Below are 25,420 nucleotides of genomic sequence, written 5' to 3' on the forward strand. Positions count from 1 at the left end.
GTGAATTCGCAGGTCGCGGGCCTATCATGCCGCCGTGACGCGAAGACCGGAGCACTCGGCGGTGTCCTCCCGGCTGGCGTACGCCGTCGTGAGCGTGGTGTTCGCGAACTACCTCGGCAACGCGTTCCTCTACGTCCTGGAAGCCGGTGCGACGCCGGTGCGGATCGCGAGCTCGCTCGCGGTCCTGCTGGCGATCGCCTGCCTGCAGCTCGGCGTGTTCTCCCGGCCGGGCACGAACCTGCACTCCCCCAGGGCGTACGTGGCACTGGGCGCGCAGGCGCTGCTGGTGTTCGCGCCGGTGCCGTTCTTCCCCACGGCGTGGAGCGGCATGGTGGTGTTCCTCGCGGGCAGCGTGCTGCTGGTCCTGCGCGGTGGCACCCGGTGGTTCGTGTTCGTCGCCGTGGCGGTGGCCAATCCCCTGAGCAAGATCTCGTACGACATCCCGCCGAGCGTGATGGGCTACTACACGGCGTCCTCGCTGACCGCTGGTCTCGCCGTCTACGGCCTGTCCCGGTTGCCGTCGCTCGTGGCACAGCTGGAGACGGCCCGCTCGGAGCTCGCCGACCTTGCCGTGGCACAGGAACGGCTCGGGTTCGCCCACGACGTGCAGAACCTCCTCGGCCTCAGCCTCGCCACGATCGCGCTGGAGGCAGGGCAGGCCCGCCGGTTGATCGGCGAGCACACCGGCCGGGCGCTGGAGAAGACCGCCCGGATCATCGCCGTCTCCCGCGAGGCGCTCGCGGACGTGCGCGACGTGGCGTCGAGCTACCGCGGGTTGTCGCTGGCCGACGAGATCGAGTCCGCCCGGTCCGTGCTGACGGCGGCCGGCGTCGTCACGACCATCGAGTCGGACGTCCCCGAGCCGTCCCCGAGGTCGCGCACCGCGGTCGCGACGGTGCTGCGCGAGGGCGTCGCGAACCTCCTGCGGCACGGCGGGGCGACCCGCTGCGAGATCACGATCAGCGGCGACGACCGGACGGTGACGATCGACGTCGTCGCTGACGGCACGGTCCGGCTGCACGCCGAGGTGCCGGCCACGAAGGAACCGGCGCACCGGCCGTTGTTCGCCGGTCCGCCCATCGCGACTCGGTTCGCGCGGGTGCTGCTCGCCGCGGTGGTGGCCGGGTACGGCGTCATGGCGACGCTGCTGGCGTTGTACTACCTGCCCGCGATCGGCTTCGGCGGGATCGTGGTCTGCGCGGTGAGCGGCGCGGTGACCGGGGCCCTGGTGCTGGGCTTCGTGAGCCGCCCGCACGTCCGTCCGGCGCTCGGCCACGCGGCGCTCGCCGGGATCGCGGTCTGCGTGTACGTGCCCCAGTTCGCCTACGGGCACCCGTACCTGGGCGGTGTGCCGGGCTTCCTCGCGGGCGCCGCGGTGCTGCTCCTGCCGCGGTGGGCGGGCTGGGCCGCGTTCGCCGTGGTCGTCGCCGGTCAGGGCGTGCTGCAGGCCGTGTGGGGCTATCCGCAGAGCGACGTGGTGTGGGCGCTGATGGCGACGACGAACCACGGACTCGTGCTGTACGCGCTGACCCGGCTGCGGTCGATGGTGACCGAGCTGCAGGCGGCACGGGAGGAACTGGCGACGGCGGCGGTGACGCGGGAACGGCTGAGGTTCGCGCGCGACCTGCACGACCTGCTCGGCTACAGCCTCTCGGCCATCACGTTGAAGAGCGAGCTCACCCACCGGCTGGCCTCGGCCGGCAGCGGCCGGGCCCGGCAGGAGCTCGCCGAGGTCGCGGAGATCTCCCGGCAGGCGCTCGCGGACGTCCGATCGGTGGCGCTGAGCTACCGCGAGCTGTCGTTCGACGAGGAAACCGTTTCGGCACAGGCGTTGCTGTCCGCGGCCGACATCGAGGTGGCGGTGCGGATCGACGCACATGACCTACCCGGCGACGTGCAGGTGACGCTCGCGACCGTGCTGCGCGAAGGCGTCACGAACCTCCTGCGGCACAGCAAGGCCGAACACTGCGAGATCACGCTGACGTCGTCGCCGGACCTGGTCGCGCTGGACATCACCAACGACGGAATTCGCTCCGTCGCTAGGAATTCCTCCGACGGCAACGGGATCGGCAACCTCACCACCCGCGTCCGCGCGCTCGGCGGCGAACTGCGGGCCGGTCCGACCTCCGAGCACACCTACCGGCTGCGCGCCGAGATCCCGTTGCCCGTCACAGCATCTCGATGACCGCGCAGCCCCAGCTGTAGCCGGCGCCCACGCCGAACATCACGATCCGCTGACCGGACTTCGCCTTGCCGGTCTGCACCAGGTGGTCGAAGCTCGCGAACTGGTCGCCGGCGCCGAGGTGCCCGACCGTGCGGCTCCAGCTCCACGTCGTGCGCTCCGGCTCGATGTCGTACGGGCGCAGGTAGTTCACGTCCAGCCGGCGGCGGCCGAAGTGCGGCAGGATGATCCAGTCCGCGTCACCGATCTTCATGTCGGCGTCGGACAGCGCCTGCTCCACGGCGAGCGCCTGGCCCGCGTTGGCCTTGTTGATGCCGTAGGACAGCCCGAACTCGCGGCTGAACGTGTGCTTGGCCTCCTCGAAGTCCACCGGGATGCGGTGCGAGAACGGCGCGAGACCGAACGGCACGTCGCCGCGGTGCAGCGGTTCGAGGTCGGAATCAGCGTTGATGGCCAATGAAAGCAGTTTCGCGTAGCCGCCGCGGGTGGACAGCACGAGAGCCGACGCGCCGTCGCCGTAGGGCGTTCCGGGGTCGGTCCTCCAGCGGTCGATCCCCGGCAGGCAGAAGCGGTCCGAGGACGTGAGGAGGGCGTCCCTGCCGGGACGGGCGATCAGGTAGGACACCGCGAGGTCCATCGCGGCCAGGCCGCCGTTGGACATCTGCCGGATCTCCAGCGCCAGGCACGAGTTCCGCACCGTCTCGCGCTGGATGTAGGACCCGACCGGCCAGAGGTCCTGGCCCTGGTGGTAGGTGGTGGCGTGCAGGATCAGGTCGACGTCGTCGGGAGCGGATCCCGCCCGTGCCAACGCGACCCGTGCCGCCTCGACCGCCATCTCGGCCGCGGACTCGTGCGGGGACACGGACACGGACTCGACGTCCGTGCGCGCGACGAGCTTCGGCTCGCAGTCCCCCGACGCGATCGCGTCCGCGACGTTCAGCGTCGAGGGCAGGCGCACACCGCTGCCGTTGACGAAAACATCCTTCACTCGCACCGCGGTCAGACCTCCTTCAGCGCGCGTGCCACGCGCACGACGCGTTCCGCCTGGATCTGGGCCGCCTGCAACGCGATCTCGTCGACCGGCACGTTGCCCGCGCCCAGGACGTGAGAGGTGCCGTAGGGGTTCAGGTCTCCCCCCGGCGGCACGATGATCCCGCCGAAGTGGCAGACCATGTTGTAGATCGACACGAGCGTGGTCTCCATGCCCCCGTGCAGGCTGCCGCCGGAGGTGAAGGCGCTGTACACCTTGTCGGCGAGCAGGCCGCTGAACCAGGCGGGCCCCAGCGTGTCGATGAACTGCTTGAGCTGCGCGGACACGTTGCCGAAGCGGGTCGGCGTGCCGAAGACGACGGCGTCGGCCCACAGCACGTCGTCGACCGAGGCGATGGGGACGTCCGCGGTCTCCTCCAGGTGCGCCGCCCAGGCGGGCCGCGACCGCCACGCCGCCTCGGGCGCCAGCTCCGCAGCCCGTACCAGCCGCACCTCGGCGCCGTGCTTCTCGGCCGTCTGGGAGATCTCCGTGGCGATCCGGTGAATCGTTCCCGTCGAGGAGTAGTACACGACTGTCACGTTGACGCTGCGTTCCATGACGCATCCCTTCGCGAGGCAGCTCGGTTCACCCTTGCGGTGCCGCCTTGATGTGGCGTGGAGCGCGACATGAACGTTGGGAGATATGGTGTCGCGCGGAGGGGCGCGATGATCAGGGTTCTGCTCGCGGAGGACATGCACATGGTGCGCGGTGCTCTCATCGCGCTGCTCAACCTCGAACCGGACATCGAGGTCGTGGCCGAGGTGAGCTCGGGCGACAAGATCGTGCCGGCCGCTCGCCAGCACGGTCCCGACGTCTGTGTGATCGACATCGACCTGCCGATCCTCGACGGGCTGACTGCCGCGTCGACGATCCGCGAGACGATGCCGCAGGTCAGGACGTTGATGCTGACGTCGCTCGGCCGTCCGGGGACGTTGCGCAGGGCGCTGGCGGCCCGCGTGGACGGGTTCCTGCTCAAGGACGCGCCGCCGACGGAGCTCGCCGACGCGATCCGCCGGGTCGCCGCCGGGGAACGCGTCGTGGACAGCCAGCTCGCCCTGGCCGCGTGGGACCGCGGCGAGTGCCCGCTGACCGACCGCGAACTGGAGGTCCTGCGGCTGGCGGCGAACGGCGCCGACGCACCTGACATCGCTGTCGCGCTGTCGCTTTCGGTCGGTACCGTCCGCAACTACATGACGACGATCATGACCAAGCTCAACGGGCGCAACCGGGTGGACGCCATCCGCATCGCCGAGGAAGCCGGCTGGCTCTGACGGCTGTGCGGACGGCATCGGTCAGGCCGCCTTCTGCTGGCTGGCGCGCAGGTCGAAGCCCGGCTGGGCGACGATCTCCGGGGTGAGCGAGTTGCCGCCCTCCAGGATCCGGCGCCCCATCAGGAAGTCGATCGGCCGGTTGTAGGCCTCGATTCCAATCAACCTGTCATTTTTGAAGCAGAACACCGAGAACCGGCCCTCGGCCGGGTCGCCGACGGTGACCGTGCGGTCGTGGCCGTTGGTGAGGCCCGCGGTCTGCAGCTTCACGTCGTACTGGTCGCTCCAGAACCACGGCAGGGCGGTGTAGGGCTCCGCGCTGCCCATGATGGCCGCCGCGACCGTGGTGCCCTGGTCCGTGGCGTTCTGCACCGATTCCAGGCGGATCAGGCCGCCGGCGTGCGTGCTGGCGAACCGCGCGCAGTCGCCGACCGCGTAGACGCGCGGGTCGACCGTGCCGAGGTGCGCGTCGACGACGATGCCGTTGTCGACGGAGAGCCCGGCGCGCTGGGCGACCTCGGTGTTCGGGATGACGCCGATGCCCGCGACCACGAGGTCCGCGACGAGCACCGTGCCGTCCGCCAGTTCCACCAGGCCTTCCCTGACGGCGGCGACGCCCGTTCCGGTGAGGATCTGGACGCCTTCGCTGCGGTGGCGGCTGACGAGGTGCTGGGCCGTCTCCGCGGACACCGCCCGTTGCATCACCTGCGGCTGCGCCTCGACGACGGTCACCTCGTGGCGCAGCTTCCGCACCACGGCGGCGAATTCGAGGCCGATGAACCCGCCGCCGATGACGACGACGTCGAGCCCGATCTGGCCGTCGAGCCGCTGCCTGATCGCGTCCGCGTCGGCGACCGTGCGCAGGTTCAGCACGTGCTCGGCGCCGGGGATGGGCAACGGCCGCGGCCGCGCTCCCGTCGCGAACACCAGGTGGTCGTAGCTGACCGTCCGGGCACAACCCAGCACCGCGACCCGCGCCTGGCGGTCGACCCCGATCACCCGCTCGCCGCGCACGAGCTTGATGCCGTGGTCCTCGTAGTACGAGTCCTGCCTGAGCACCAGCCCGGCGAGGTCGGTCTCCCCCGCCAGGTAGGCCTTGGTGAGCGGCGGCCGCTGGTACGGCGCCGCCTGCTCGTCACCGATGAGCGTGATGGGTCCGCGGTGTCCCTGCTCGCGCAGGGACACCGCGACCTGGCAGCCCGCCTGCCCGGCCCCGACGACGACTACCGACTCGCCGCGCATGTCAGTAGTTGCCCAGTCCGCCGCAGACGTTGAGCGCCTGTGCGGTGATCGAGGACGCGGTGTCCGTGGTCAGGTACGTCACGAGACCGGCGACCTCTTCCGGCGTGCTGTACCGACCCAGCGGGATCTTGGCGTTGAACTTCTCGAGGACCTCTTCCTCGGTGACGCCCCAGTGGTTCGCGTACCCCTGGCGCACCCGGCCGGCCATCGGCGTCTCGACGTAGCCGGGACACACCGCGTTGACGGTGATGCCGGACTTCGCGAGCTCGATGCCGACGGCCTTCGTGAAGCCGACGACGCCGTGCTTGGACGCCGAGTAGGGCGCGGCGAACACGACGCCCTGCTTGCCGCCGGTGGAGGCGATGTTGATGATCCGGCCCCAGGTCTGCTCGACCATCTTGCCGGTGGACAGCACCTCTTTGGTGAAGCGGAAGACACCGTTGAGGTTGGTGTCGATGACGTCCAGCCAGAGGTCCTCGTCCAGCTCGGCGGTGATGCCACCGCCACCGCGTCCGGCGTTGTTGACGAGGATCTCGATGGGCCCGAACACGTCCACGGCCTTCTGCACCGCGGCGCGGATCTCCTCTGTGGACGTCACGTCGGACGACGCGCCGTCCGCCTCGATGCCCTCTTCACGGAGCTGCTTCACCGTGGTCTGGACGTTCTCGGCGTTGCGGGCCACGACGAAGACCGCGTGCCCCTCCTTGCCGAGACTGCGCGCGACCTCGAGACCGATTCCACTGGTGGCGCCCGTGACCAGGGCGACCCGTCGCTGGCTCATGCTTCTTCTCTCCCTCAGAGTTGCTTCTCAGGCATGTGCACGACGAGCCCGTCCTGCTCCTCGGTCACGGGGATCTGGCAGCTCAGCCGGCTGTTCTCCTTGCGCTCACAGGCCGTGAAGTAGAGGAGCTCGTCCTCGACCTGGTGCATCTGCGACAGCGGCTTGGTGTTCTCGGGGTCCACGTACACGTGGCACGTGCCGCACGAGGCTCCACCGCCGCACTGGGCGACGATTCCCTTGATGCCGTTGAGAACCGCGCCGCGCATCACGGTGTCGTTCTGGGCAACGTCGACAACGGTCTCAACCCCGTCGTGCGCTACGTAAGTGATCTTTGGCATGGCAGTTCTCCCACGGATCTGCGGCTCGCCGGACGAGGTTCACCTTGAACGGCGGCGCTTTGCACGTGGTGGAGACCACCTTGAGCGTTGTGCCCGTGCTGCTCCGCTGGCATTCGAGCCCTTCTTGCGACTCTGCGGTGTCGGCGTACACCCACACGCGGAGGTTCCACCGTGCCCCTCAAGGAGTTCTACGACCAGCAGGTGAACTGGTCACCGCCGTTCGAGGACGGCCTTGAACGCGCGACGGTCGTCGTGCCACGCGACTATTCCGACCCGGACGGTCCGAAGCTCACCATCGCCGTCGCCCGCCTCAAGGCGACGGACCCGTCGAAGCGGCGCGGTGTCCTGCTCGCCGTCAACGGCGGGCCCGGCGGCGACGGCGGCGACGGCCTCGGGCTGATCAAGCGCCTCGGCAAGCGGGTGCGGACCGCCTACGACCTCATCGGGTTCGACCCGCGCGGCTACGGCGAGTCCACCAAGCTGTACAGCGAGGTGACGATTCCCAAGGCGCCCTTCGACTCCCGGCCGCCGGACTCGTTGTTCGAGCAGCTGGCCGAGGACATGCGGCTGCGCGAGCTCGGCTGTGAGAAGGGCGGCGGTGAGCTGCGCCCCCACATCACGACGCGCAACACCGCGCGTGACATGGACCTGATCCGGGTCGTGCTGGGCGAGGAGAAGATCTCGTTCGTCGGGTACGCGTACGGCACGTACGTCGGCGCCGTCTACGGCACGATGTTCCCGGAGAACCTCGACCGCACGGTCCTCGACTCGTGCATCAATCCACAGTGGACGTGGCGCGAGCAGTTCGTCACGCAGGCGGAGGCGGTCTACCGCAACGTCGCGCTGTGGGCGGAGTGGACCGCGCAGCGCGACGGGCACTTCCACCTCGGCACCAGCTCCGAGCAGGTCATCGCCGAGATCGAGGCCGTCGTCGAGAAGCTCGAGGAGGGCGACCAGATCCAGCTCCGCACGCTGTTCGACGGCGCGGTCGGCACGCGGTCGACGGACCGGGCGCAGTGGGACTCGCTGGGCTACCTCATCGGCGACCTCCGCACCACGTTGCAGGACGCCAACTACGACAAGGCGCGTTCGCTGATCGTCGGGCAGGCCACGTGGCGGCCGCAGGACTCCGAGGGCGACCTGCGGGTCGGCGTGCTGGAGGCCATCACGCTGGAGACCTACTGGCCGCAGGACCTGGAGGTCTACTACGCCGACGTCCGCAAGCACCGCGCCCAGCACCCGTACGGCTACGGCGTGCTGCGGGCCCAGCCGTGGGTCGGCGCGTTCCGGACGTTCGAGAGCCTCGAGCCGCCGACGAAGCTCGCGCAGCCCGGCTACCCCAAGGGTCTCGTGGTGCAGGCCGACGGCGACCCGATGGACCGCGTCGAGGGCGGCATCGAGCTGGCCGCGCTGCTGGACCACCCGCTCGTCCTCGTCGAGGACTCCGGCGACCACGAGGTGTACGGGCTGGCGGGCAACGAGGTCCTCGACTCGCTGGTCGACGACTACCTCGTCGACGGCGCGCTGCCGGCGAGCAAGCACACCAGGGTTCCCGGGCACGTGCAGCGCCCGAACATCCCGAAGGACTGACGGCACAACGCAAAGGGGCCCCGCACCGAAGTGCGGGGCCCCTTTCGCGTACCAGAACTCAGTCCTCCGCGGGGAGGTCCCAGGTGACCGGCAGCTCCCAGAGGCCGTAGATCACGGCGCCCTCCTTGCGAGGGATCTCCAGGAACGGCTTGGCCAGCCGCAGCGACGGGATGCGCTGGAACAGCGTCGACCACACGAGCTGCATCTCCAGGCGCGCCAGGTCGGCACCGATGCAGTGGTGCAGGCCGTGGCCGAACCCGAGGTGCTTGCGGGTTCCGCGCTCCAGGATCAGCTTCTCCGGCTCCGGGAAGATCTCCGGGTCACGGTTGCCGTTGAGGCCGAGGCACAGGATGCCGTCGCCGGCCTTGATGGTCTTGCCGCCGATCTCGATGTCCTCCAGCGCGACGCGCGGGATGGCGGTGTCACCGATGGTCGCGAGGCGCACGAGCTCCTCGACGGCGGGCTCGATCATGCCCTCGGGGTCGTCCAGCAGCAGCTTGAGCTGGTCGGGGTTCTCCAGCAGCGCGGCGGTGCCGAGCGACAGCATCGAGGCCGTGGTCTCGTGGCCGCCGTTCATCAGCAGGCGGATCATGTTGAACAGGTCGCGGCGCGTGTACTCCTCACCGGACGCGGCGTACTCGGCCATCGCGCGGCTGAGCAGGTCCTCGCCGGGCTCCTGCTCCTTCTGCGTGATCAGCTTGTCGACGTAGGCGTTCACCTCGACGATCGCGGCCTGGCGCTGTTCGGGCGTCGAGTGGCCGCCGAGCAGACAGGTGCCGTGCTCGATGAAGAAGTCGTGCTCGTCCTGCGGGATGCCGAGCAGCTCGCAGATGACGGTCATCGGCACGGCGAGCGAGAACTCGCGGTGGAAGTCGATCGGCGGCGTCATCGTGAGGATCTTGTCGATGTACTCGTCGACGATCTCCTGGATGCGCGGGCGCAGCCGCTTCACCTGGCGGTTGGTGAACGTCACGGCCGCCTTGCGCCGGGTCTTGGTGTGCTCCGGGTTGTCGTAGCCGATGAACGACGTCTCGGTGCGGAACTCCGGCGGCGCGATGAAGTAGAACGGGAAGTTGTCGTGCTTGCGCGAGGCGCTGATCCGCGGGTCCGTGAGGAGCTGCTTGATCGTGTGGTAGCCGCTGATCGTCCAGATCCGGAGCCCGGACCCGGTCAGCGTCACCTCGACGACGTCTTCCTCGGCCATCTCGGTGTACTGCGCGGGCGGCGTGAACGGGCATGTGCGCTTGTACGGGAACGTGTCCACACCTGGCTCGGTGGCGCTGCTGGTCATCTGGGTCTTCCTCCTAGTCGAGAAGTTGGCTCACGCCAGGTCAGCGCCGCCATCGAGCGTGATGACTTGACCGGTGACCCACGAGCTCGCGGGCTCGGCGAAGCGGGTGATCCACGGAACGACGTCGTCGACCTCGCCGGTGCGCCCCAGCGGCGTCTGCGAGGCCTGGAAGCCGAAGTAGCCCTCGACCTCCTCGGGGCTCAAACCGTTGGCGGAGTAGACCTCCGTGCGCACCGCGGCAGGGGCGACCGCGTTGACGCGGATGCCCTGCGGGGCCAGTTCGAGGGCCCAGCTGCGCACGAGGCTGTCCACGGCCGCCTTGCTGGCGCCGTACACGCCACCGCCCGGCACCGCGATGTGCCCGGCGTTGCTCGAGACGAACACGATGCTGCCGCCCGGCGAAGTCAGCTGCGGCAACAGCTTGGCGGTCAGCACCAGCGGGCCGACCAGGTTGGTCTCCAGCACGTCGCGCGCGGTGGCGAGGTCGAACCCGGCGACCGGCGTGAAACGGAAGATGCCGGCGTTGTGCACCAGCACGTCCACCTTGCCGCCGCCCAGTTTCACGGCGTCGGCGACCTTCTGCGCGCCTTCGTCCGTCGTCACGTCCGCGACGACGGCGGTGATCGCGGGGTGCAGTGCGACGACCTCGGTGAGCCGGTTCTCCCGGCGGCCTGTGATGATCACGTTCCCGGCGCCGAGGTCGGCGAACGCCAGCGCCGCCGCGCGGCCGATGCCGGTTCCCCCACCCGTCACGACGACCTGCTGTCCGGCAAATGGTGCGTCCGACATGACGCCTCCAGCTTCTTTCCACTCGGTAGGGCAGTCGACGTCAACCCTGCTGGTTGAGCCTTGAGTCCAGGTCTAGCTGGGACGGAAACCCTGGGATGCATGGGAACTCTTGCGGTGGGCAGGTGGCGTGCCCGAGTCGGCAGACCCGGTGGCCACACGGAGAGCGAGTTCGAGTTCGCGCGCGACGGCACAGCGATGCTCGTCGTGGGCGGAAGGGGATCCGGGACGTGGACCCAGACGGGCCCCGACACGTTCAGCTACCGGATCGACGAGGAACTGACCGAGACACCAGGCACGATCGAGATCGCGCAGGACGCAGTGCTGCGCGGCGACGAGTTCGTCAGCAACGGCAACGCTGTGGTGCGCCTCGCGAACGGCACGACAGCACGCGAGGCCGCGATCCGCATCACGGCGCAAAGGCTCGGATGACCTCGAAGGGGGCGCCAGAACAGGCGCCCCCTTCTACAACACGCGCGTCAGGAGAACTTGACCGTCACGTTGCCGGTGTACTTGCCCGCCAACAGCGACAGCAGCGCCTGCGGCGCGGTCTTGACCCCGCCCTCGTCGACGATCGTGTGCGGGAAGACGAACTTGCCCTCCTGCAGCCACTGTCCGAAGTGGACGACCCAGTCCTGGATCTGCTCCGGCAGGTGGTAGCAGGCGAACGGGCGGATCTCCAGGTGCTTCGTGATCGCCGTCATCAGGTCGATCCGCGGGTGCTCGGCCGTGCCGTCGTTCTGGTTGGCGAGAGCGCCGCACAACGCGAAGCGGGCGTGCGGGCGGGCCGCCTGGATCGCGGCCTCGAACTGCTCGCCGCCCACGTTGTCGAAGAACACGCTGATGCCGTCGGGAGCGAGCTCGCGCAGCCGGTCGGCCACGGGGCCGTCCTTGTAGTTGAACGCGGCGTCGAAGCCGAGCTCGTTCACCAGCCAGTCGACCTTCTCCTGGCTGCCGGCCGAGCCGATCACCTTGGCACCACGGGCCTTCGCGATCTGCCCCGCGAGCGACCCGACGCCGCCGGCGGCACCGGTGACGAACACGACGTCACCCTCGCCCGCCTGCGCGATGGTCGCCATGCCGTAGTAGGCCGTCGGCCCCTGCGACAGGAAGTAGACCGGCGAGGGCACGTAGTGCGGGTTCTGCTTGATGAACTGCTGCGCCGGCCCGGACCAGTACTCCTGCCACGGCCCGAACGACTGCACCAGGTCCCCGACCTCCAGGTCGGGGCTGTTCGACCTGACCACGGTGCCCACACCGCCGGCACCGGCCGGTTCGCCGACCTTCCACGGCGGCACACCGGGGATCTGGCAGTCGGACCTCATGAACTCCTTGAAGGCGGCGGCCACCGACACGTAGTCGACGCGCACCAACACCTCACCGTCACCGGGCTCGGGGACGGCCACCTCGACGACGTCGAAGTGCTCGAGGGTCAGGTCGTCCTCGACGTGCTTGGCGAGCCTGACCTCCCACTGCTTCTCGGGGATGCTCATGGCTCTCCTTTATCTATCCCCAGGTGACGGGGAGGCTGACGAGTGAGTGGTTGATTTCGCCCTGGTGCCACGCCAGGTCCTCGTACGGCACGGCGAGCCGGAGGTCCGGGAAACGGCGGGTCAGGCCTTCGATGGCGATCGCCATCTCCATGCGCCCCAGCTGCTTGCCGAGGCAGTAGTGCACGCCATGCCCGAACGCGATGTGCGGGTTCGAGGCGCGGTCGATGTCGAGCTGCTGGGGGTTCTCGAAGACGTCCTCGTCGCGGTTCGCCGAGGACAGCACGAAGAACACCGCGTCACCCTTGGCGATCTTCTGCCCGCCGAGCTCCAGGTCCTCCGCCGCGATGCGGTGGAAACCCGTGGTGTCGGTGGCGAAGAGGTTGACGTGCCGCAGGAGTTCCTCGACGGCCGCGGGGATCAGCGACGGGTCGGCGACGAGCCGCTGCCACGTGTCCGGGTGGTCGTGCAGCAACGCCAGCACGGAGTTGGAGATCTGGTTCGCGGCGGTGTCGAAGCCGGCGCCGATGAGGGTGAACGCGAACGTCACCAGCTCCTGCTCGCTCAGCTTGTCGTCGTTGTCCCGCGCGGAGATCAGGTCGGACAGCATGTCCTGGCCGGGCTTCTCGCGCTTCTGCGCGATCAGGCCCATGACGTACCCGGCGAGCCGCCCGAACGCGCGCATCGGCGCCTCGGGGTCGTTCTCGTCGAACGTCGCGAACGCCCGCGCGTCCGTCTCGAAGATCTTCAGGTCGTCGGTCGGCACGCCGAGCAGGTCGCCGATGATCGTGAGCGGCAACGGAACGCACAGCGCCTCGACGAGGTTGACCGGCGCGCCCTTGAGCTCGATGGCGTCGAGCAGCTCGTCGGCCACCTTCTGCACACCCGCCCGCATGGCCTCGACCTTGCGGACGGTGAACGCGCCCATGACCAGCTTGCGCAGCCGGGAGTGCTCGGAGCCGTCCAGCGAGATGATCATCTCGGGCGTGGTGGTCATGGCGCCGCCGACCTGGGGAGCACCCTCGACGCACGTCAACGCGCGGCTCAGCCTGGAGTCGGCGAGCCCGGCGCGGACGTCCTCGTACTTGGTGATCACCCAGGTCGGCGTGCCGGAGTTGGTGGGTACCTTGGCAACGGGGCACTCGGCGCGCAGCTCGTCGTACTTGGGGTCCGGGCCGCGGTAGGAGGAACCGCTGAACGGGAACTCCTCGTCCAGTTCAAGGGGCAGCACGGGAACACCTCCGGGGTGGTTACTTCGGCCTGGCCTCGCGCCGAACAGTGCTACGCGCACCTCGAAGGCGGCTCGAAACCTGGATGTCGACCGGGATTTGAGCCCCCGTACCTACCTTCGCGCCATGGACACTGCACTCGTGCCGTTCCGGGTCGAGGTTCCCGACTCCGAACTGGCGGACCTCACCCGGCGGCTGGCAGCGACCAGGTGGCCGGACGCGGAGACCGTGGACGACTGGTCGCAGGGCATGCCGCTGGCCTACGCCAAGGAACTGGCCGAGTACTGGGCAGGCGTCTACGACTGGCGTGCCACGGAAGCGAAGCTGAACGCCATCCCCCAGTTCAAGACGGAGATCGACGGCGTCGGGATCCACTTCCTGCACGCGCGCTCCCCGCACCCGCAGGCGCGGCCGTTGCTGCTCACGCACGGCTGGCCCGGTTCGGTCGCGGAGTTCCTCGACGTGATCGAACCGCTCACCAACCCGCCGGACCCGGCCGACGCGTTCCACGTCGTCGCGCCCTCGTTGCCCGGCTACGGTTTCAGCGACAAGCCGACCGGAACCGGCTGGACGCTGGAACGCATCGCCGCGTCGTTCGTCACGCTGATGGGCCGCGCCGGCTACGACAAGTTCTACGCGCACGGCAACGACTGGGGCTCGTTCATCACGGGCATCCTCGGCCACATCGCGCCGGACCACGTCGAGGCCATCCACCTCGTGATGCCGTTCGCTCCGGCACCCGAGGCGGAAGTCCAGCTGACACAAGAGGACTACAAAGGACTCGGTGCGCTCAAGGAGTTCGCCGCCAAGGAGTCCGCGTACGCGGCGGTGATGAACACCAAGCCGCAGTCGCTGGCGTACGGGCTGACCGACTCCCCCATCGGTCAACTTGGCTGGGCCGGTGAGAAGTACTGGTCCTGGAGCGACCACGACGGCGACGCGGAGAAGATCATCTCCCGTGACCGGATCCTCGACATGGTCTCGGTGTGCTGGTTCACCGCCACGGCCGCGTCGTCGGGCCGGTTGTACTGGGAGAGCTACAACAAGTCCCCGCTCACCCAGGTCGGCGTGCCGACCGGCTTCTCGGTGTTCCCGGCCGACGCGCGGATGCCCAAGGCGTGGGCGGAGCACCGGTTCACCGATCTGCGCTACTGGAAGGAGATGCCGTCCGGCGGCCACTTCCCCGCGCTGGAGAACCCCGTCGTCCTCGTCGAGGAGCTGCGGACGTTCTTCCGCCTGGTGCGCTCATGACGGCCACTCTCGACAAGCCGGGCACCAAGCTCGGCCTGGTGCTGGCCGTCTGCTGCCTGGCGCAGTTCATGAACGTGCTGGACGCGTCGGTCATGAACGTCGCCCTGCCCTCGATCTTCGAGGAGCTGAAGTTCGAACGGCACGACCTGCAGTGGGTCAACAGCGCATACACGATCGCGGTGTGCGGCTTCCTGCTGCTGGGCGGCCGGCTCGCCGACCTGTTCGGGCAGCGCCGGGTGTTCCTCTTCGGTGCCGCGCTGTTCACGGTCGCGAGCGCGGTCGGTGGCATGGCGACCTCGCCCGGCGCCCTGATCGCGGCCCGCGGGTTCCAGGGCCTGGGCGCGGCCGTGATGGCACCGGCGTCGCTGACGGTGCTCGGCACCACGTTCCGCGATCCCACCGCCCGGGCGAAGGCCTTCGGCTGGTGGAGCGCGGTGTCCGGCACGGGCGGGGCGGCCGGCGTGCTGCTCGGCGGCATCGTCACCGAGTCGCTCGGCTGGCGCTGGGTGCTGCTGATCAACGTGCCACTCGGCATCGCGCTGGTGGCCATGATCCGCAGCGCCGTGCCGGAGACTCCGAGCAACGGCGGGCGCAAGGCCCTCGACGTCCCCGGCGCGTTCACCGTGACGCTCGGCCTGATGGCGCTGGTCTACGGCATCGCGCAGTCGCACGAACTGGGCTGGGGTTCATGGCAGGTCGCCGGTTCGCTGACGCTGGCAGTGGTCCTGTTCGCGTTCTTCCTGCGCCAGCAGACGGTGTCCGACCACCCGCTGATGCCGCTCGGCATCTTCCGCAACCGCGCGGTGACCGCGACGAACATCGTGGCGTTCTTCGCGATCGCGGCGCTGTTCAGCACCTTCTACTTCCTGACCCTGGTGCTGCAGCAGGTGATGGACTTCAGCGCACTCCAGACCGGTCTCGGCTACCTGCCGCTGTCGATCGGCATCGCGCTGGGCGGGTTCGGCGTGGCGAGGATCGTGCCGAAGATCGGCCCGCGGCCGGTGCTGATCGCCGGTCTGCTGACGGCGACCGTCGGCCTGCTGTGGGTGTCCACAGCGGACGAGACCTCGACGTTCCTGGGCTCGATCCTGGTGCCGACCACCCTGCTGGGCCTGGGAATGGGCGCGGTGCTCAACGCGACCACCAACGCCGCCACCTCCGGTGTGCCGCGCGAGCAGGCGGGCCTCGCGTCCGGTCTGCTCAACACGATCCGCCAGATGGGCAGCGCGATCGGCCTGGTCGTGCTCGCGACGATGTCGTCGGCCCGCGCGGACTCGTTGCTGGCTCAGGGCGAACCGCTGCGGCACTCGCTCGGTTCCGGCTACGGGCTCGCGTTGCTCGGCGCCGCCGCCTTCACGTTCTGCGGCGCGCTGGCAGCACTCGCCGTTCCCCGCAAGAAGTAGTCCCCACAGCGAAAGGCCCCCGGCCGTCCCGGGGGCCTTCTTGCGTTTCAGAAACCCTTGCCGTGCAGGTCGACCGGCAGCGCGACGAGCCGGTGGTTCATGTCGGCCCGCTGCCACTCCAGGTCCTCCTCGGCGACGGCGAGCCGCGCGGCCGGGAAGCGCCGGGTCAGCTCCTCGAACGCCGTGGTCAGCTCGATGCGGGCGAGCGGGGCACCGAGGCACCGGTGGATGCCGTAGCCGAACGCGAGGTGCGCGTTGTCGGTCCGGGTGAAGTCGAGCGTGTCCGGATCGGTGAACAGCGTCTCGTCCCGGTTCGCCGAGTTGGTCGACACGAACACCGCGTCGCCCTTGGGGATCGTGACCCCGAACAACGTCACGTCCTCCGTCGCGATCCGCGGCAGACCCGTCGTGTCGTTGGTGGACAACGTGATCCACCGCAGCAGCTCCTCGACCGCCGCCGGCACCTCCTCCGGCCGCTCCCCCAGCCGCACCCAGGTGTCGCGGTGGTGCCCCAGCAACGTCAGGACCGAGCTGGCCAGGTGGCAGGCCGTGGAGTCGCCGCCGGCCCCCAGCAACGTGTATCCGAGGCCGATGAGTTCGCCGACCTCCAGCTTGTCGTCGCCGATCCGCGCCTCGGTCAGCGCCGACAGCACGTCGTCGCCGGGTGCCGCCATCTTCCCGAACACCAGCCCGGCCATGAACTCGCCGAGCTGCTCGCCCGCCGCGGCCGCCAGTTCCGGCGCGTCGACGGCGGCGAACTCGCGGATCAGCCGTGCGAACGTGTCGCGGTCGCCGGCGGGCACACCCAGCAGGTCGCTGATCGCGATGATCGCCAGGGGGAACGTGAACTTGCCGAGCAGGTCGACCGGTCCCTCGAGGGCTTCTTCGTCGGCCTGGTCCAGCAACTCTGTCACCAGCTGCCGGATTCTCGGTCGCATGGACTCGATCCGGTCGGCCGAGAACGCCTGCGAGACGAGGTCGCGCAGTCTCGTGTGGGCGGGCGGATCGAGCGAGATGATCATTCCGGGCGGCGCCTGGAACAGTCCGGGAAAGGTCGGCGCCGCCGGTTCGTAGGACGCCGCACGGGAGAACCGCACGTCGTCGAGCACCACGCGGACCGAGTCCTGCGTGGTGACGATCCAGCAGTGACCGCCGCCGTTCGCGGGCAGGCGCACGACAGGGCTCGACGCGCGGAACCCGGCGAACTCCGGCGCCGGACCGCGGTAGCTGGATCCGGGAACGGGAAAGGAAACCACCGTGCGCTCCTCGCGACTCTGGGGATTGTTTCCGCAGGTTAGGAGCCTCGGCCTGAAGCACGGTCTAGTGCCGTTCGAGTGACCGGGTGAACGCTGAGCGTGATCGCCCATTCCAGGCGACCCACCCAGTCCGGGAGATTCACATGACCATCCTCGTCACCGGGGCGCGCGGCAACGTAGGCCGTCGCGTGCTCCAGCGGCTTTACGCGGCGGGTCACAGCCTCCGCGCGTCCGGCCGGAACCCCGCGGAACTCGACGTCCCAGAAGGTGTGGAGACCGTCGCGCTCGACCTCAACGACCCGGAGACTTTCGTCGCGGCCCTCGCCGGTGTCTCCAAGGTGCTGCTCTACGCGGAGCCGGACGGCATCGTGAAGTTCCTCGACGAGGCCGAGAAGGCCGGCGTCGAGCAGATCGTGCTGCTGTCGTCGAACACCGTCGGCCTGCCGGGTGCCGACCAGGACCCGCTGGCGCACCACCACGTGCTCGTCGAAGAGGCCGTGGTCGGCTCGGGTCTGAACTACACGATCCTGCGGCCCGGCGCTTTCATGAGCAACGCGTTCGGCTGGAGCTACTCGCTGCAGCAGGGCGACACGATCGACCAGGTCTTCCCCGAGGCGCAGGTGGCCCCGGTGCACGAGGACGACATCGCCGACGTGGCCGTGGTCGCGTTGACGGAGAAGAAGCTGCAGGACGAGATCGTCGACCTCACCGGTCCCGAGTCGCTGACGTTCCGCCAGGAGCTGGAGATCGTCGGCGAGGTGCTCGGGCGCAAGCTCGTGATCAACGGGCTGACGCGCGAGGAGGGTGAGGCGCAGATGAGCAACTTCGTGCCGCCGCCCGTCCTGACCTCGCTGCTCAACCAGTGGGAGGCCGCGGTCGGTGTCGTCGCGGACACCAGCGCCACGGCCGAGCGGGTCACCGGCAAGCCCGCCCGCACGTTCCGCCAGTGGGTGGAAGAGCACGCCTCGTTCCTGGTGTGACCCGCGCGGACCCGGAGCCGGGACGAGGGCGGCGGACCCGTCCCGGCTCCGTCCGCGCGCGTTCTAGACGCGAGCCATCGTGAACGTGATCGCGGACGTGCCCAGGTTCGTGCCGTCCGCGAGGAAGAACGTGGACGGGCCGGAGCTGGTGAAGTTGTTCGGTCCACTTTGGACTGCATCCTGGTCGAAGTCGACGTACGCGAAGTAGGCGCCGTTCTCGTCGTAGACCTTCTCCCCGCGGAACTTGTAGTGGAACGTGTTGACACCGGTCGACCACCAGGTGCCCTGCGTGGTCGTGTTCTGCTCGTTGGTGACGAACACCTTGCCGTTGGCCTTGAACTGCAGCTTGGTCGGGTGGTCCCCGTCCGTCCGGGTCACGTACCCCGTCCAGTTGCCCACCGGCGTGCAGGTCGCGTGCGCCGCGGTCACCGTGCCCGACAGGGCAAGCAGGACCACGGCTGTGATGGCTCCTGTGCGCGCGAAGAAGGCCGAACGTTTCGAAGTGAACGTCTGCATCTGTGTGGCTCCTGATCCGGGTTGCGTGCGACGGACGCGCGCTACCGTGGGCGCCCTCCCTCGACGCAAACTTCAGAACGGCTCGAACGCGCGGCTTTCCGTTGCGGCCCAAGCTCATCTCGACCCGGGTAACGCAAAGTTTTCGTTACTCATGAGCTGACAGGGAGGACGCCGTGGCCGAACGCGAGACAGAGCTCTGCGATCTGTTCGGGGAGGTGCTCGGGGTACCGGGGATCGAGCCTGACGACCACTTCTTCGACCTGGGAGGCCATTCGCTGCTTGCGTCGAAGCTGGTCAAGCAGGTCCACGAGCGGTACGGCGTCCGCGTCCCGTTGCGCAGCTTCTACGAGGACCCGACGGCGCGCGCCGTCGCCAAGCAGCTGGACCAGGCAGCCTAGGAGTTCGAGATGCGATGGAATGACCTGTACATCGCCGGTGTGGGCACATATCTGCCCGAGCAGGTCGAGACGGTGGACGACGCCATCGCGGCCGGCCGGTACACAGAAGAGAAGAAGGCCATGAACGGCTACCGGGAGCTGCGGGTCGCCGCTCCCGGTGAGACCGGGCCCGTCATGGCCGCGAGGGCCGGCCTGGAAGCGGTGGAGCGCTCCGGCCTGAGCCCGCTCGACTTCGGCCTGACCGTGCACGCCTCCCTGTCCCACCAGGGCCTCGACCTGTGGACGCCCGCGAGCTACGTGCAGGCCAACACCGTCGGCGGCACCGGACCGGCCTTCGAGGTCAAGCAGGGCTGCAACGGCTTCATGGCCGCCGTGGACCTGGCCGCCTCGTACCTCTCTTCACACCGGGACCTGCCGGCGGCGCTGGTGACCGCGGGCGACGCGTTCCACCTGCCCTACTTCGACCGGTGGGCCTCGGAGAAGCAGAACGTCAACGGCGACGGCGCGGGGGCGTTCGTCCTGTCGAACCGTTCCGGCTTCGCCCGGATCCGCTCGATCCACTCGCACGCCGACTCGACGCTCGAGCAGATGTCGCGCGGCTACCAGGAGTGGACCACGGGGCCGTTCGCGGACGGCCAGACCCTGCAGCTCAACAGCGGCGTCGAGGACTTCCTGCAGAACGCCGACGTCGACCTCGACGACATGATCTCGCGCATCGGCGGCGGAGTGCGGCACTCGCTCAAGATGGCGCTGTACGAGGCGGAGATCGAACTCGCCGACGCTCGCTTCTTCCTGCACCAGCAGCTCGCGGAGACCATCGTCACGCACGGCATCTGCGGACTGCTCGGCGTCGACCGCGCCTCCACCACGTACGACTGGGCCAAGCAGTACAGCATGGTCGGCACCGCGGACATCGCACTGGGACTCGACCACGTGCTGGCCGAGCGCGACCCGCGGCCGGGTGACCTGGTCGTCCTGCAGTCCTCCGGCGCGGGGTACGTCTGGACCGCGGCCGTGATCGAGATCCTCGAAGTTCCGTCCTGGGTCTAGGAACGCGAAAGGGGCGGGCTCCTCGTGAGCCCGCCCCTTCGGCGTGGGTTCAGACGTAAAGAGACTTCGAGCTCCAGTCCGGTTCCGGCAGCGCCTTGCGGTCGGTCTTGCCGTTGTTCGTGATCGGCAGTTCGTCCACGACGACGAACCCGGCCGGCACCATGTGTTCGGGCATCGTCGCGCGCATGTGGGCCTTCAGTGCCCGCTTGTCCAGCTCCTCACCGGACTTCACGACCCACGCGATCAGTCTGCGGTCACCGCTGGGGTGCGCGCGGAGGCTGACCGCGGCGGTGCGGACCTGCGGGTGCTCGGTCAGCGCGTTCTCGACCTCGCCCGGTTCGATCCGGAACCCGCGCAGCTTGAACTGGTCGTCGATCCGGCCCAGGAACTCGGCCACGCCGTCCGCGCGCACCCGTCCCTGGTCGCCGGTGCGGTAGTAGCGCACGCCGTTCCAGCTGCCGCGCACGAACTTCTCGTCCGTGAGGTCCGGCCGCTTCCAGTAGCCGCGCGCCACCTGCGCGCCACCGATCCACAACTCCCCCGGTGTGCCCGCCACCGCGGGCTTCCCGTCCGCGTCGACGACCACGACCTCGACGTTCTGCAGTGGCGTGCCGATCGGCACGGCGCCGCTCAGGTCCTCGTCCGCGCCGATGCGGTGGCAGGTCGCGAACGTCGTGGTCTCGGTGGGCCCGTAGCCGTTGACGATCTGCAGCTCCGGCACTGCCTCCCGCAACTGCCGCACGTGCGGGACGGACACGACGTCCCCGCCGGTCATCACGGTGTGCAGGCCCTTGAACGCGGCCACGTCGACGTCGATCTGCCGGTGGAACAGCGCCGCGGTCAGCCACAGGACGCTGATCTCGTTGGACCGCAACAGGTCGCCGAGCTCCTCCGCCTGCACCACACCGGGCGGGGCGAGCACGACGCGGGCGCCGTTGAGCAGCGCGCCCCAGATCTCGAACGTGGCGGCGTCGAACGCGACCGGTGCGAGCTGCAGGATCCGGTCCCCAGGCGTGATGTCGACGTAGTTCGGCCCGGTGACGAGGTTGGTGATGTTGCGGTGCTCGACCATCACCGACTTCGGCCTGCCCGTCGACCCCGAGGTGTACATGAGGTAGGCGAGGTCCTCCGGAGCGACCGCCGGGAGCTCCACAGTGGACCGGCCGGCGGGCGGTGGCACCCTGATCGCCGTGAAGCCGGCGAAGAACTGGCCGATCACCAGCGACACGTCGGCGTCCGCCAGCATCATGGAGACCCGTGACTCGGGGTCCTCCGGGTCGATCGGCACGTACGCCGCGCCGGCCTTGAGCACTCCCAGCAGCGCCACGACGAGCTGCGGCGACCGTTCCAGGCACACCGCCACCCGGTCCCCGTGCCGCACCCCGGACTCGACGAGCTCACCGGCCAGGGCGTCCGACCACCTGTCCAGCTCGGCATAGGTCAGGGACCCCTGGTCCGCGGACAGCGCCACCGCGTCAGGCGTTCTGGCCGCCCGGCAGCGGAACGCGTCGGTCACCGTTGCAGACATGCGCCAGCTCCTCTCATTTCGCCCATCCTCCGCAACCCGCCTCGAAACCAGCTCGGGTCACAACTGGCGCTACAGGGGTGTTTGAGCTGCCCGAACAACACTCAGCGCGTCCGCTGCCCACCTCACCGGAGGCGCATCCCCATGAACGTCCGCAAGAAGGCAATCGCCGCCGTGGCCGCCTGCGTGCTGGCCACCCCCGTCGTCGCCGCCGCTGGTGCCACCGCGAAGCCCAATTACGACACGGCACTCGTCGGCCGCTGGGACCTCACCGTCACCATCCACATCGAGGAACCCCCGCTGCTCACACCACTGTTCTGCGACTTCACCGCCGACTACCAGCTGCACTGCGAGACCAAGCCGGGTTACCCCGACCACCTCGAGGGCCGGGGGATCTGGACGATGGCCAAGGACGGCCAGTTCAGCTTCTGGATCACGCACCACGCCCACCGCGACGCGAACGGCAACCCGGTCGGCTCGATCAACGCGAGCCATCTCGGCAAGATCAGCACCAACAAGAAGAAGTTCAACACCAAGGCGCACACCTACATCGACATGAACGACGGCACCCCGTGGCAGGGCCCCGTCGACATCGAGGGCGCCGCGTTCCGCATCTGAGCCTCCACCCCAGAAGGCCCCTCGCAATCCGCGAGGGGCCTTCTGACGTACTGGGAACGAGCACCGAGGCCCCAGGCGGATCGCCTGGGGCCTCGGGGTTTCCAGCTGGGAAGAACTACGCCTTCGCGGTCTCCTCGGAACCCTCCTCAGAGGCTTCCTCGGCCGGCGCGCCCCACTCCTCCTGCTTCAGCCAGCGAGGCAGGAAGGAGGCGAGCAGCAGCGCCAGGGCGGCGAAGCCGAAGCCGACGTACAGCGTGGTGCGGAACGCGTCCGTGAAGGACTGGCCCGCCGCCTCGTGCGTGTACTTGTCGGCGATCGCCTTGGCCTGCGGGTCGTTCTGGACCGCCGCGCACGCCGCCGCGTCCGGCTTGCCACCCAACGTGGTGGCGGCACAGGACTGGAAGGCACCCGCGAGCTCGGTGGCCTTGGCGTCGGCGACACCGGCGGCCACCAGTTCCTGGCGGACCTGCGGTGCCAGCGACTCCGCGTTGCTCGCGCCGTTGGAGGCCAGCGGAGCGAAGAACGCCAGAGTCACGATCGAGATGCCGACCGCGAAACCGAGCTGCTGCTTCGTGTTGATCAGGCCGGATGCCGCACCCGCGTCCTCGTGCGGCACCTCCTGCAGTGCGAACAGCGCGATCGGGGTGGCGGTCATGCCGAAGCCGAGACCGATCAGCAGCAGCCCGGGCACCAGGCCCCAGCTGGTGATGTCGGGGCTGATCGTCAGCAGCATCACCGCGACACCCACGGCGATCACGACGGCACCGACCTGCAGGACGGCGCGGCCGAACTTCGGCACCAGCGCGATGACCGAGGCCGACGCGGTGATGAAGGCACCGACGCAGAACGCCAGCAGCGTGACACCGGTCCGCAGCGGCGAGAAGCCGAGACCCTCCTGCAGGAACAGGTAGAGCGCCAGCATGAACATGCCGGTGAAGCTGAACATGCCCAGCATCAGCGCGAGGGCCGCGGAGAAGCTGCGGGACTTGAACAGGCTCAGCGGCACGAGCGGCATGCCGTCCTTGCGCTGCTTGGCGCGCTCGTAGGCGACGAAGCCGATGAAGCCGACCACGGAGGCGGCCATCAGCACGAAGCCCCACGCCGGCCAGTCCATCTCACGGCCGAAGGTCAGCGGGAACAGCAGGGCAGTGAGGCTCAGCGTCGCGATGACGACACCGATCAGGTCGAGCCTGATGCGGCTCGGCGCCTTCGACTCGTTGATGTACTTCCAGCCGAGGACGTAGCCGATGATGCCGATCGGGACGTTGACCAGGAAGATCGTCCGCCATCCCCAGTCGAAGATGTTCGCGGCGACGAGCACGCCACCGACGAGCGGTGCGATCGTTGCGGCGAGACCACCGATGGTGCCCTGGATGGCGAAGACCGCGCCCTTCTCCTTGTCGGGGAAGGTGACGTGGATGATCGACATGACCTGCGGGACCATCAGACCGGCCGCGAGACCCTGCGCGAGGCGGGAGGCCACGAGCATCTCGGGGTTGGTGGCGATACCGCACAGGAACGACGTGACGACGAAGCCGAGCACGCCGAGCTGGAACATCTTGCGACGTCCGTAGATGTCGCCGAGACGGCCACCGGTGATCAGTGTGAGCGCGAACGCGAACACGTAACCGGCGGTGATCCACTGCAGCTGCACGAAGCTCGCGCCCATGCCGTGCTGGATCGCGGGAAGCGCGACGTTGACGATGCTGCCGTCCAGCATGTCCATGAACGTCGCGACGGTCATGATGATGAACGCGATCCAGCGACGCGGATCGGCCGCCGGCGCGTCAACGACCGGAGCCGCCTGCGCGCCGGCAGTCGCCGACGGCGACTCCAGGTCGTGGTTGGTGTTGGTGGAGGTCACGATTTCTCCTCAGAGGACTTGATTTCGCTGCGCACGACAGGCGATGGCTCAGGACTACTCGGTGTGGCGGAATGCCGGTCGAGTTGAACGAGGTCCCACCTCCTGCCTGAAAAAACGACTGCCGGTCGATGCCCCCCAGGGTGATCCCCTCCGCTTGAGTCCCGGTCAGGTCGCGGCGGAGCGTTTCGGGCGCATGCCGAAGGCCCTGGTGCCGGGGAGGTGGGCACCAGGGCCTGTCGATTCCGGGTCAGCCGTACAGCGACGCCGGATAGGTGCGCACGGACGCGGTCTCGTACCGCAGCGCGACGTGGCTGGAGCAGCTCACCACGTCACGCCAGAACCGTTGCAGCGCACCGCCTTCCGCGAGTCCACTGGTACCAGCGGCCCGCACCAGGCCGCCGGCCGCGTCGACCAGCACCTCGGCCGCGTAGGCGACGTTGCGCTCGTTGCGCGCCATCGCGGCCGGGGTGAACTCGCGGTCGTCGAGCACCTTGGCGTTCTGCTCCACGAGCAGCTTCGCCGACTCGATCTGGCCCGACGCGCGGACCAGGTCGACCGCGGACGTCACGGACTGCTTCTTCCCCGACAGCACCGCGACGCACGCGTCAAGTGCCCCCATCGCCGCACCGACGGCCGGAGCGGCGAACGTGAGGCCGCCGACCGCCTGGAACGGGACGTTGTGGCTCGGCACCGGGGACCAGCTGGTGCCGGTGATGAGATCCGCCCGGTCGAACGAGAGGTGCGACGGCACGAAGACGTCGTCCACCACGACGGAGTGGCTGCTGGTGGCCTTCATGCCGACGCTGTCCCACGTTTCGAGGACGGTGAAGTCCTTGCGCGGCAGCGCGAAGAAGCGGCCTTCGGCACCGATCATCCCGCACAGCAACGCCCAGTCGGCGAAGTCCACACCGCTGACGTAGGCCCACCGGCCGCTGAGCCGGTGCCCTCCGTCCACGACGGCGCCCTTGCCCATGGGCGGCTGGCCGGTCACGACGAACGTGTCCGGGCCGTCCGCCCAGATCTCGTCGTGGCCCTGCTGCGGCAACAACCCCGCGAACCGCGACGACAACGCCGACAGCGACGCGCACCACGCCGTGGCCGAACAGCCCTGGCCCACGGTGAGGACGGCCTCGGTCAGTTCCGCGAAGGACCCTTGCGAGCCACCACGTGCGGCGGCGACGAAGTGCCGCGCGAACCCGGCTTCGCGCAGTGCCTCCACGACCTCGGGAGCCAGCCTGCGGGTGGCGTCGGCCTCGGCCGCGTGTTCCGCGGCGATCAGCTTCACCTTCTCCGCGGCTGCGGCCAGCCCGGTGTTTTGAGCAGTCACCTCGT

The 25,420-nt window shown here is 69.1% G+C and carries 24 protein-coding genes; 10 read left to right on the top strand and 14 right to left on the bottom strand.

Features of this window, described 5'->3' with window-relative positions:
* Positions 1 to 34 precede the first annotated feature (34 nt).
* Positions 35 to 2,185 carry a sensor histidine kinase gene (locus tag LX88_RS44390; protein ID WP_258950766.1) on the top strand — a complete coding sequence of 717 codons (2,151 nt, stop codon included), beginning with the start codon at positions 35 to 37 and terminating at the stop codon, positions 2,183 to 2,185.
* Here the strand turns inward: LX88_RS44390 and LX88_RS28005 are convergent.
* Together LX88_RS28005 and LX88_RS28010 are read right to left on the bottom strand one after the other, a co-directional pair.
* Positions 2,169 to 3,176, bottom strand: coding sequence for a ketoacyl-ACP synthase III family protein (locus LX88_RS28005; RefSeq protein ID WP_090070939.1), 1,008 nt, complete (start codon positions 3,174 to 3,176; stop codon positions 2,169 to 2,171). The two genes, LX88_RS44390 and LX88_RS28005, sit on opposite strands and share 17 nt — an antisense overlap.
* Before the next feature lie 5 nt (positions 3,177 to 3,181).
* A complete protein-coding gene (locus LX88_RS28010; protein ID WP_258950767.1) occupies positions 3,182 to 3,769 on the bottom strand; it encodes a flavodoxin family protein in 588 nt (195 codons plus the stop codon).
* 108 nt (positions 3,770 to 3,877) lie between these two features.
* On the opposite strand from LX88_RS28010, the gene LX88_RS28015 reads away from it, so the two are divergent.
* Positions 3,878 to 4,483, top strand: coding sequence for a response regulator transcription factor (locus tag LX88_RS28015; RefSeq protein ID WP_258950768.1), 606 nt, complete (start codon positions 3,878 to 3,880; stop codon positions 4,481 to 4,483).
* A gap of 21 nt (positions 4,484 to 4,504) precedes the next feature.
* Here LX88_RS28015 and LX88_RS28020 read toward each other — a convergent pair whose 3' ends face one another.
* From LX88_RS28020 to LX88_RS28030, 3 genes are read right to left on the bottom strand one after another with little or no spacing between them, the layout of a single operon-like run.
* Positions 4,505 to 5,722, bottom strand: a complete 1,218-nt coding sequence (locus LX88_RS28020) for an NAD(P)/FAD-dependent oxidoreductase (RefSeq protein ID WP_258950769.1) — start codon at positions 5,720 to 5,722, stop codon at positions 4,505 to 4,507.
* A gap of 1 nt (position 5,723) precedes the next feature.
* The gene (locus tag LX88_RS28025; RefSeq protein ID WP_258950770.1) at positions 5,724 to 6,503 is read right to left on the bottom strand and encodes an SDR family NAD(P)-dependent oxidoreductase; all 780 of its coding nucleotides are present in this window, start codon (positions 6,501 to 6,503) and stop codon (positions 5,724 to 5,726) included.
* A gap of 14 nt (positions 6,504 to 6,517) precedes the next feature.
* Positions 6,518 to 6,841, bottom strand: a complete 324-nt coding sequence (locus tag LX88_RS28030) for a 2Fe-2S iron-sulfur cluster-binding protein (RefSeq protein ID WP_090070928.1) — start codon at positions 6,839 to 6,841, stop codon at positions 6,518 to 6,520.
* 171 nt (positions 6,842 to 7,012) lie between these two features.
* On the opposite strand from LX88_RS28030, the gene LX88_RS28035 reads away from it, so the two are divergent.
* On the top strand, positions 7,013 to 8,431 hold the full coding sequence (locus tag LX88_RS28035; RefSeq protein WP_170176567.1) for an alpha/beta fold hydrolase: 1,419 nt from the start codon (positions 7,013 to 7,015) through the stop codon (positions 8,429 to 8,431).
* A 58-nt stretch (positions 8,432 to 8,489) separates the two neighbouring features.
* Here the strand turns inward: LX88_RS28035 and LX88_RS28040 are convergent, their stop codons facing one another.
* Together LX88_RS28040 and LX88_RS28045 are read right to left on the bottom strand one after the other, a co-directional pair.
* Entirely contained in the window at positions 8,490 to 9,722 is a 1,233-nt protein-coding gene (locus tag LX88_RS28040; protein ID WP_090070924.1) for a cytochrome P450, read from the bottom strand.
* Between the two features lie 30 nt (positions 9,723 to 9,752).
* The gene (locus LX88_RS28045) at positions 9,753 to 10,511 is read right to left on the bottom strand and encodes an SDR family NAD(P)-dependent oxidoreductase (RefSeq protein WP_090070922.1); all 759 of its coding nucleotides are present in this window, start codon (positions 10,509 to 10,511) and stop codon (positions 9,753 to 9,755) included.
* 99 nt (positions 10,512 to 10,610) lie between these two features.
* Between LX88_RS28045 and LX88_RS28050 the strand changes: the two genes are divergently transcribed.
* The gene (locus LX88_RS28050) at positions 10,611 to 10,940 is read left to right on the top strand and encodes a hypothetical protein (RefSeq protein WP_258950771.1); all 330 of its coding nucleotides are present in this window, start codon (positions 10,611 to 10,613) and stop codon (positions 10,938 to 10,940) included.
* A gap of 47 nt (positions 10,941 to 10,987) precedes the next feature.
* Here LX88_RS28050 and LX88_RS28055 read toward each other — a convergent pair whose 3' ends face one another.
* Positions 10,988 to 12,001, bottom strand: coding sequence for an MDR family NADP-dependent oxidoreductase (locus LX88_RS28055; RefSeq protein WP_258950772.1), 1,014 nt, complete (start codon positions 11,999 to 12,001; stop codon positions 10,988 to 10,990).
* A 13-nt stretch (positions 12,002 to 12,014) separates the two neighbouring features.
* Entirely contained in the window at positions 12,015 to 13,229 is a 1,215-nt protein-coding gene (locus LX88_RS28060; RefSeq protein ID WP_258950773.1) for a cytochrome P450, read from the bottom strand.
* Between the two features lie 124 nt (positions 13,230 to 13,353).
* Between LX88_RS28060 and LX88_RS28065 the strand changes: the two genes are divergently transcribed.
* The gene (locus LX88_RS28065; protein WP_258950774.1) at positions 13,354 to 14,478 is read left to right on the top strand and encodes an epoxide hydrolase family protein; all 1,125 of its coding nucleotides are present in this window, start codon (positions 13,354 to 13,356) and stop codon (positions 14,476 to 14,478) included.
* Entirely contained in the window at positions 14,475 to 15,881 is a 1,407-nt protein-coding gene (locus LX88_RS28070) for an MFS transporter (RefSeq protein ID WP_258950775.1), read from the top strand. The genes LX88_RS28065 and LX88_RS28070 overlap by 4 nt, the downstream gene beginning before the upstream one ends.
* A gap of 47 nt (positions 15,882 to 15,928) precedes the next feature.
* Here LX88_RS28070 and LX88_RS28075 read toward each other — a convergent pair whose 3' ends face one another.
* Positions 15,929 to 17,137: a cytochrome P450 gene (locus LX88_RS28075; protein ID WP_258950776.1), complete on the bottom strand. Its 1,209-nt coding sequence runs from the start codon at positions 17,135 to 17,137 to the stop codon at positions 15,929 to 15,931.
* Between the two features lie 143 nt (positions 17,138 to 17,280).
* Between LX88_RS28075 and LX88_RS28080 the strand changes: the two genes are divergently transcribed.
* Complete coding sequence (locus tag LX88_RS28080; protein ID WP_258950777.1) at positions 17,281 to 18,117, top strand: NAD(P)H-binding protein; 837 nt, start codon at positions 17,281 to 17,283, stop codon at positions 18,115 to 18,117.
* 63 nt (positions 18,118 to 18,180) lie between these two features.
* Here LX88_RS28080 and LX88_RS28085 read toward each other — a convergent pair whose 3' ends face one another.
* On the bottom strand, positions 18,181 to 18,573 hold the full coding sequence (locus LX88_RS28085; RefSeq protein ID WP_258950778.1) for a hypothetical protein: 393 nt from the start codon (positions 18,571 to 18,573) through the stop codon (positions 18,181 to 18,183).
* 233 nt (positions 18,574 to 18,806) lie between these two features.
* Here LX88_RS28085 and LX88_RS28090 point away from each other — a divergent pair, with 233 nt between their 5' ends.
* Both LX88_RS28090 and LX88_RS28095 read left to right on the top strand, forming a co-directional pair.
* The gene (locus LX88_RS28090; RefSeq protein WP_090070905.1) at positions 18,807 to 19,031 is read left to right on the top strand and encodes an acyl carrier protein; all 225 of its coding nucleotides are present in this window, start codon (positions 18,807 to 18,809) and stop codon (positions 19,029 to 19,031) included.
* Positions 19,032 to 19,040: 9 nt separating this feature from the next.
* Complete coding sequence (locus tag LX88_RS28095) at positions 19,041 to 20,081, top strand: ketoacyl-ACP synthase III family protein (RefSeq protein ID WP_258950779.1); 1,041 nt, start codon at positions 19,041 to 19,043, stop codon at positions 20,079 to 20,081.
* A 49-nt stretch (positions 20,082 to 20,130) separates the two neighbouring features.
* Here LX88_RS28095 and LX88_RS28100 read toward each other — a convergent pair whose 3' ends face one another.
* Positions 20,131 to 21,609, bottom strand: a complete 1,479-nt coding sequence (locus tag LX88_RS28100; protein WP_258950780.1) for an amino acid adenylation domain-containing protein — start codon at positions 21,607 to 21,609, stop codon at positions 20,131 to 20,133.
* A gap of 141 nt (positions 21,610 to 21,750) precedes the next feature.
* Between LX88_RS28100 and LX88_RS28105 the strand changes: the two genes are divergently transcribed.
* Positions 21,751 to 22,224, top strand: a complete 474-nt coding sequence (locus LX88_RS28105) for a hypothetical protein (protein WP_258950781.1) — start codon at positions 21,751 to 21,753, stop codon at positions 22,222 to 22,224.
* A gap of 115 nt (positions 22,225 to 22,339) precedes the next feature.
* Here LX88_RS28105 and LX88_RS28110 read toward each other — a convergent pair whose 3' ends face one another.
* On the bottom strand, positions 22,340 to 24,088 hold the full coding sequence (locus LX88_RS28110; RefSeq protein WP_258950782.1) for a DHA2 family efflux MFS transporter permease subunit: 1,749 nt from the start codon (positions 24,086 to 24,088) through the stop codon (positions 22,340 to 22,342).
* Between the two features lie 247 nt (positions 24,089 to 24,335).
* Positions 24,336 to 25,415 (bottom strand): acyl-CoA dehydrogenase family protein, encoded by a 1,080-nt coding sequence (locus tag LX88_RS28115; protein ID WP_258950783.1) that lies wholly within the window; start codon positions 25,413 to 25,415, stop codon positions 24,336 to 24,338.
* Positions 25,416 to 25,420: the final 5 nt, after the last annotated feature.

Source organism: Lentzea californiensis (assembly GCF_024648825.1).
Classification (GTDB): Bacteria; Actinomycetota; Actinomycetes; order Mycobacteriales; family Pseudonocardiaceae; genus Lentzea; species Lentzea californiensis.

Coding starts and splice junctions, on each gene's coding strand:
- LX88_RS28040 (WP_090070924.1), bottom strand. CDS start 9,722: ATGACCAGCAGCGCCACCGAGCCAGGTGTGGACACGTTCCCGTACAAG.
- LX88_RS28105 (WP_258950781.1), top strand. CDS start 21,751: ATGAACGTCCGCAAGAAGGCAATCGCCGCCGTGGCCGCCTGCGTGCTG.
- LX88_RS28030 (WP_090070928.1), bottom strand. CDS start 6,841: ATGCCAAAGATCACTTACGTAGCGCACGACGGGGTTGAGACCGTTGTC.
- LX88_RS28095 (WP_258950779.1), top strand. CDS start 19,041: ATGCGATGGAATGACCTGTACATCGCCGGTGTGGGCACATATCTGCCC.
- LX88_RS28020 (WP_258950769.1), bottom strand. CDS start 5,722: ATGCGCGGCGAGTCGGTAGTCGTCGTCGGGGCCGGGCAGGCGGGCTGC.
- LX88_RS28100 (WP_258950780.1), bottom strand. CDS start 21,609: ATGTCTGCAACGGTGACCGACGCGTTCCGCTGCCGGGCGGCCAGAACG.
- LX88_RS28070 (WP_258950775.1), top strand. CDS start 14,475: ATGACGGCCACTCTCGACAAGCCGGGCACCAAGCTCGGCCTGGTGCTG.
- LX88_RS28010 (WP_258950767.1), bottom strand. CDS start 3,769: ATGGAACGCAGCGTCAACGTGACAGTCGTGTACTACTCCTCGACGGGA.
- LX88_RS28050 (WP_258950771.1), top strand. CDS start 10,611: ATGGGAACTCTTGCGGTGGGCAGGTGGCGTGCCCGAGTCGGCAGACCC.
- LX88_RS28045 (WP_090070922.1), bottom strand. CDS start 10,511: ATGTCGGACGCACCATTTGCCGGACAGCAGGTCGTCGTGACGGGTGGG.
- LX88_RS28015 (WP_258950768.1), top strand. CDS start 3,878: ATGATCAGGGTTCTGCTCGCGGAGGACATGCACATGGTGCGCGGTGCT.
- LX88_RS28065 (WP_258950774.1), top strand. CDS start 13,354: ATGGACACTGCACTCGTGCCGTTCCGGGTCGAGGTTCCCGACTCCGAA.
- LX88_RS28025 (WP_258950770.1), bottom strand. CDS start 6,503: ATGAGCCAGCGACGGGTCGCCCTGGTCACGGGCGCCACCAGTGGAATC.
- LX88_RS28055 (WP_258950772.1), bottom strand. CDS start 12,001: ATGAGCATCCCCGAGAAGCAGTGGGAGGTCAGGCTCGCCAAGCACGTC.
- LX88_RS28080 (WP_258950777.1), top strand. CDS start 17,281: ATGACCATCCTCGTCACCGGGGCGCGCGGCAACGTAGGCCGTCGCGTG.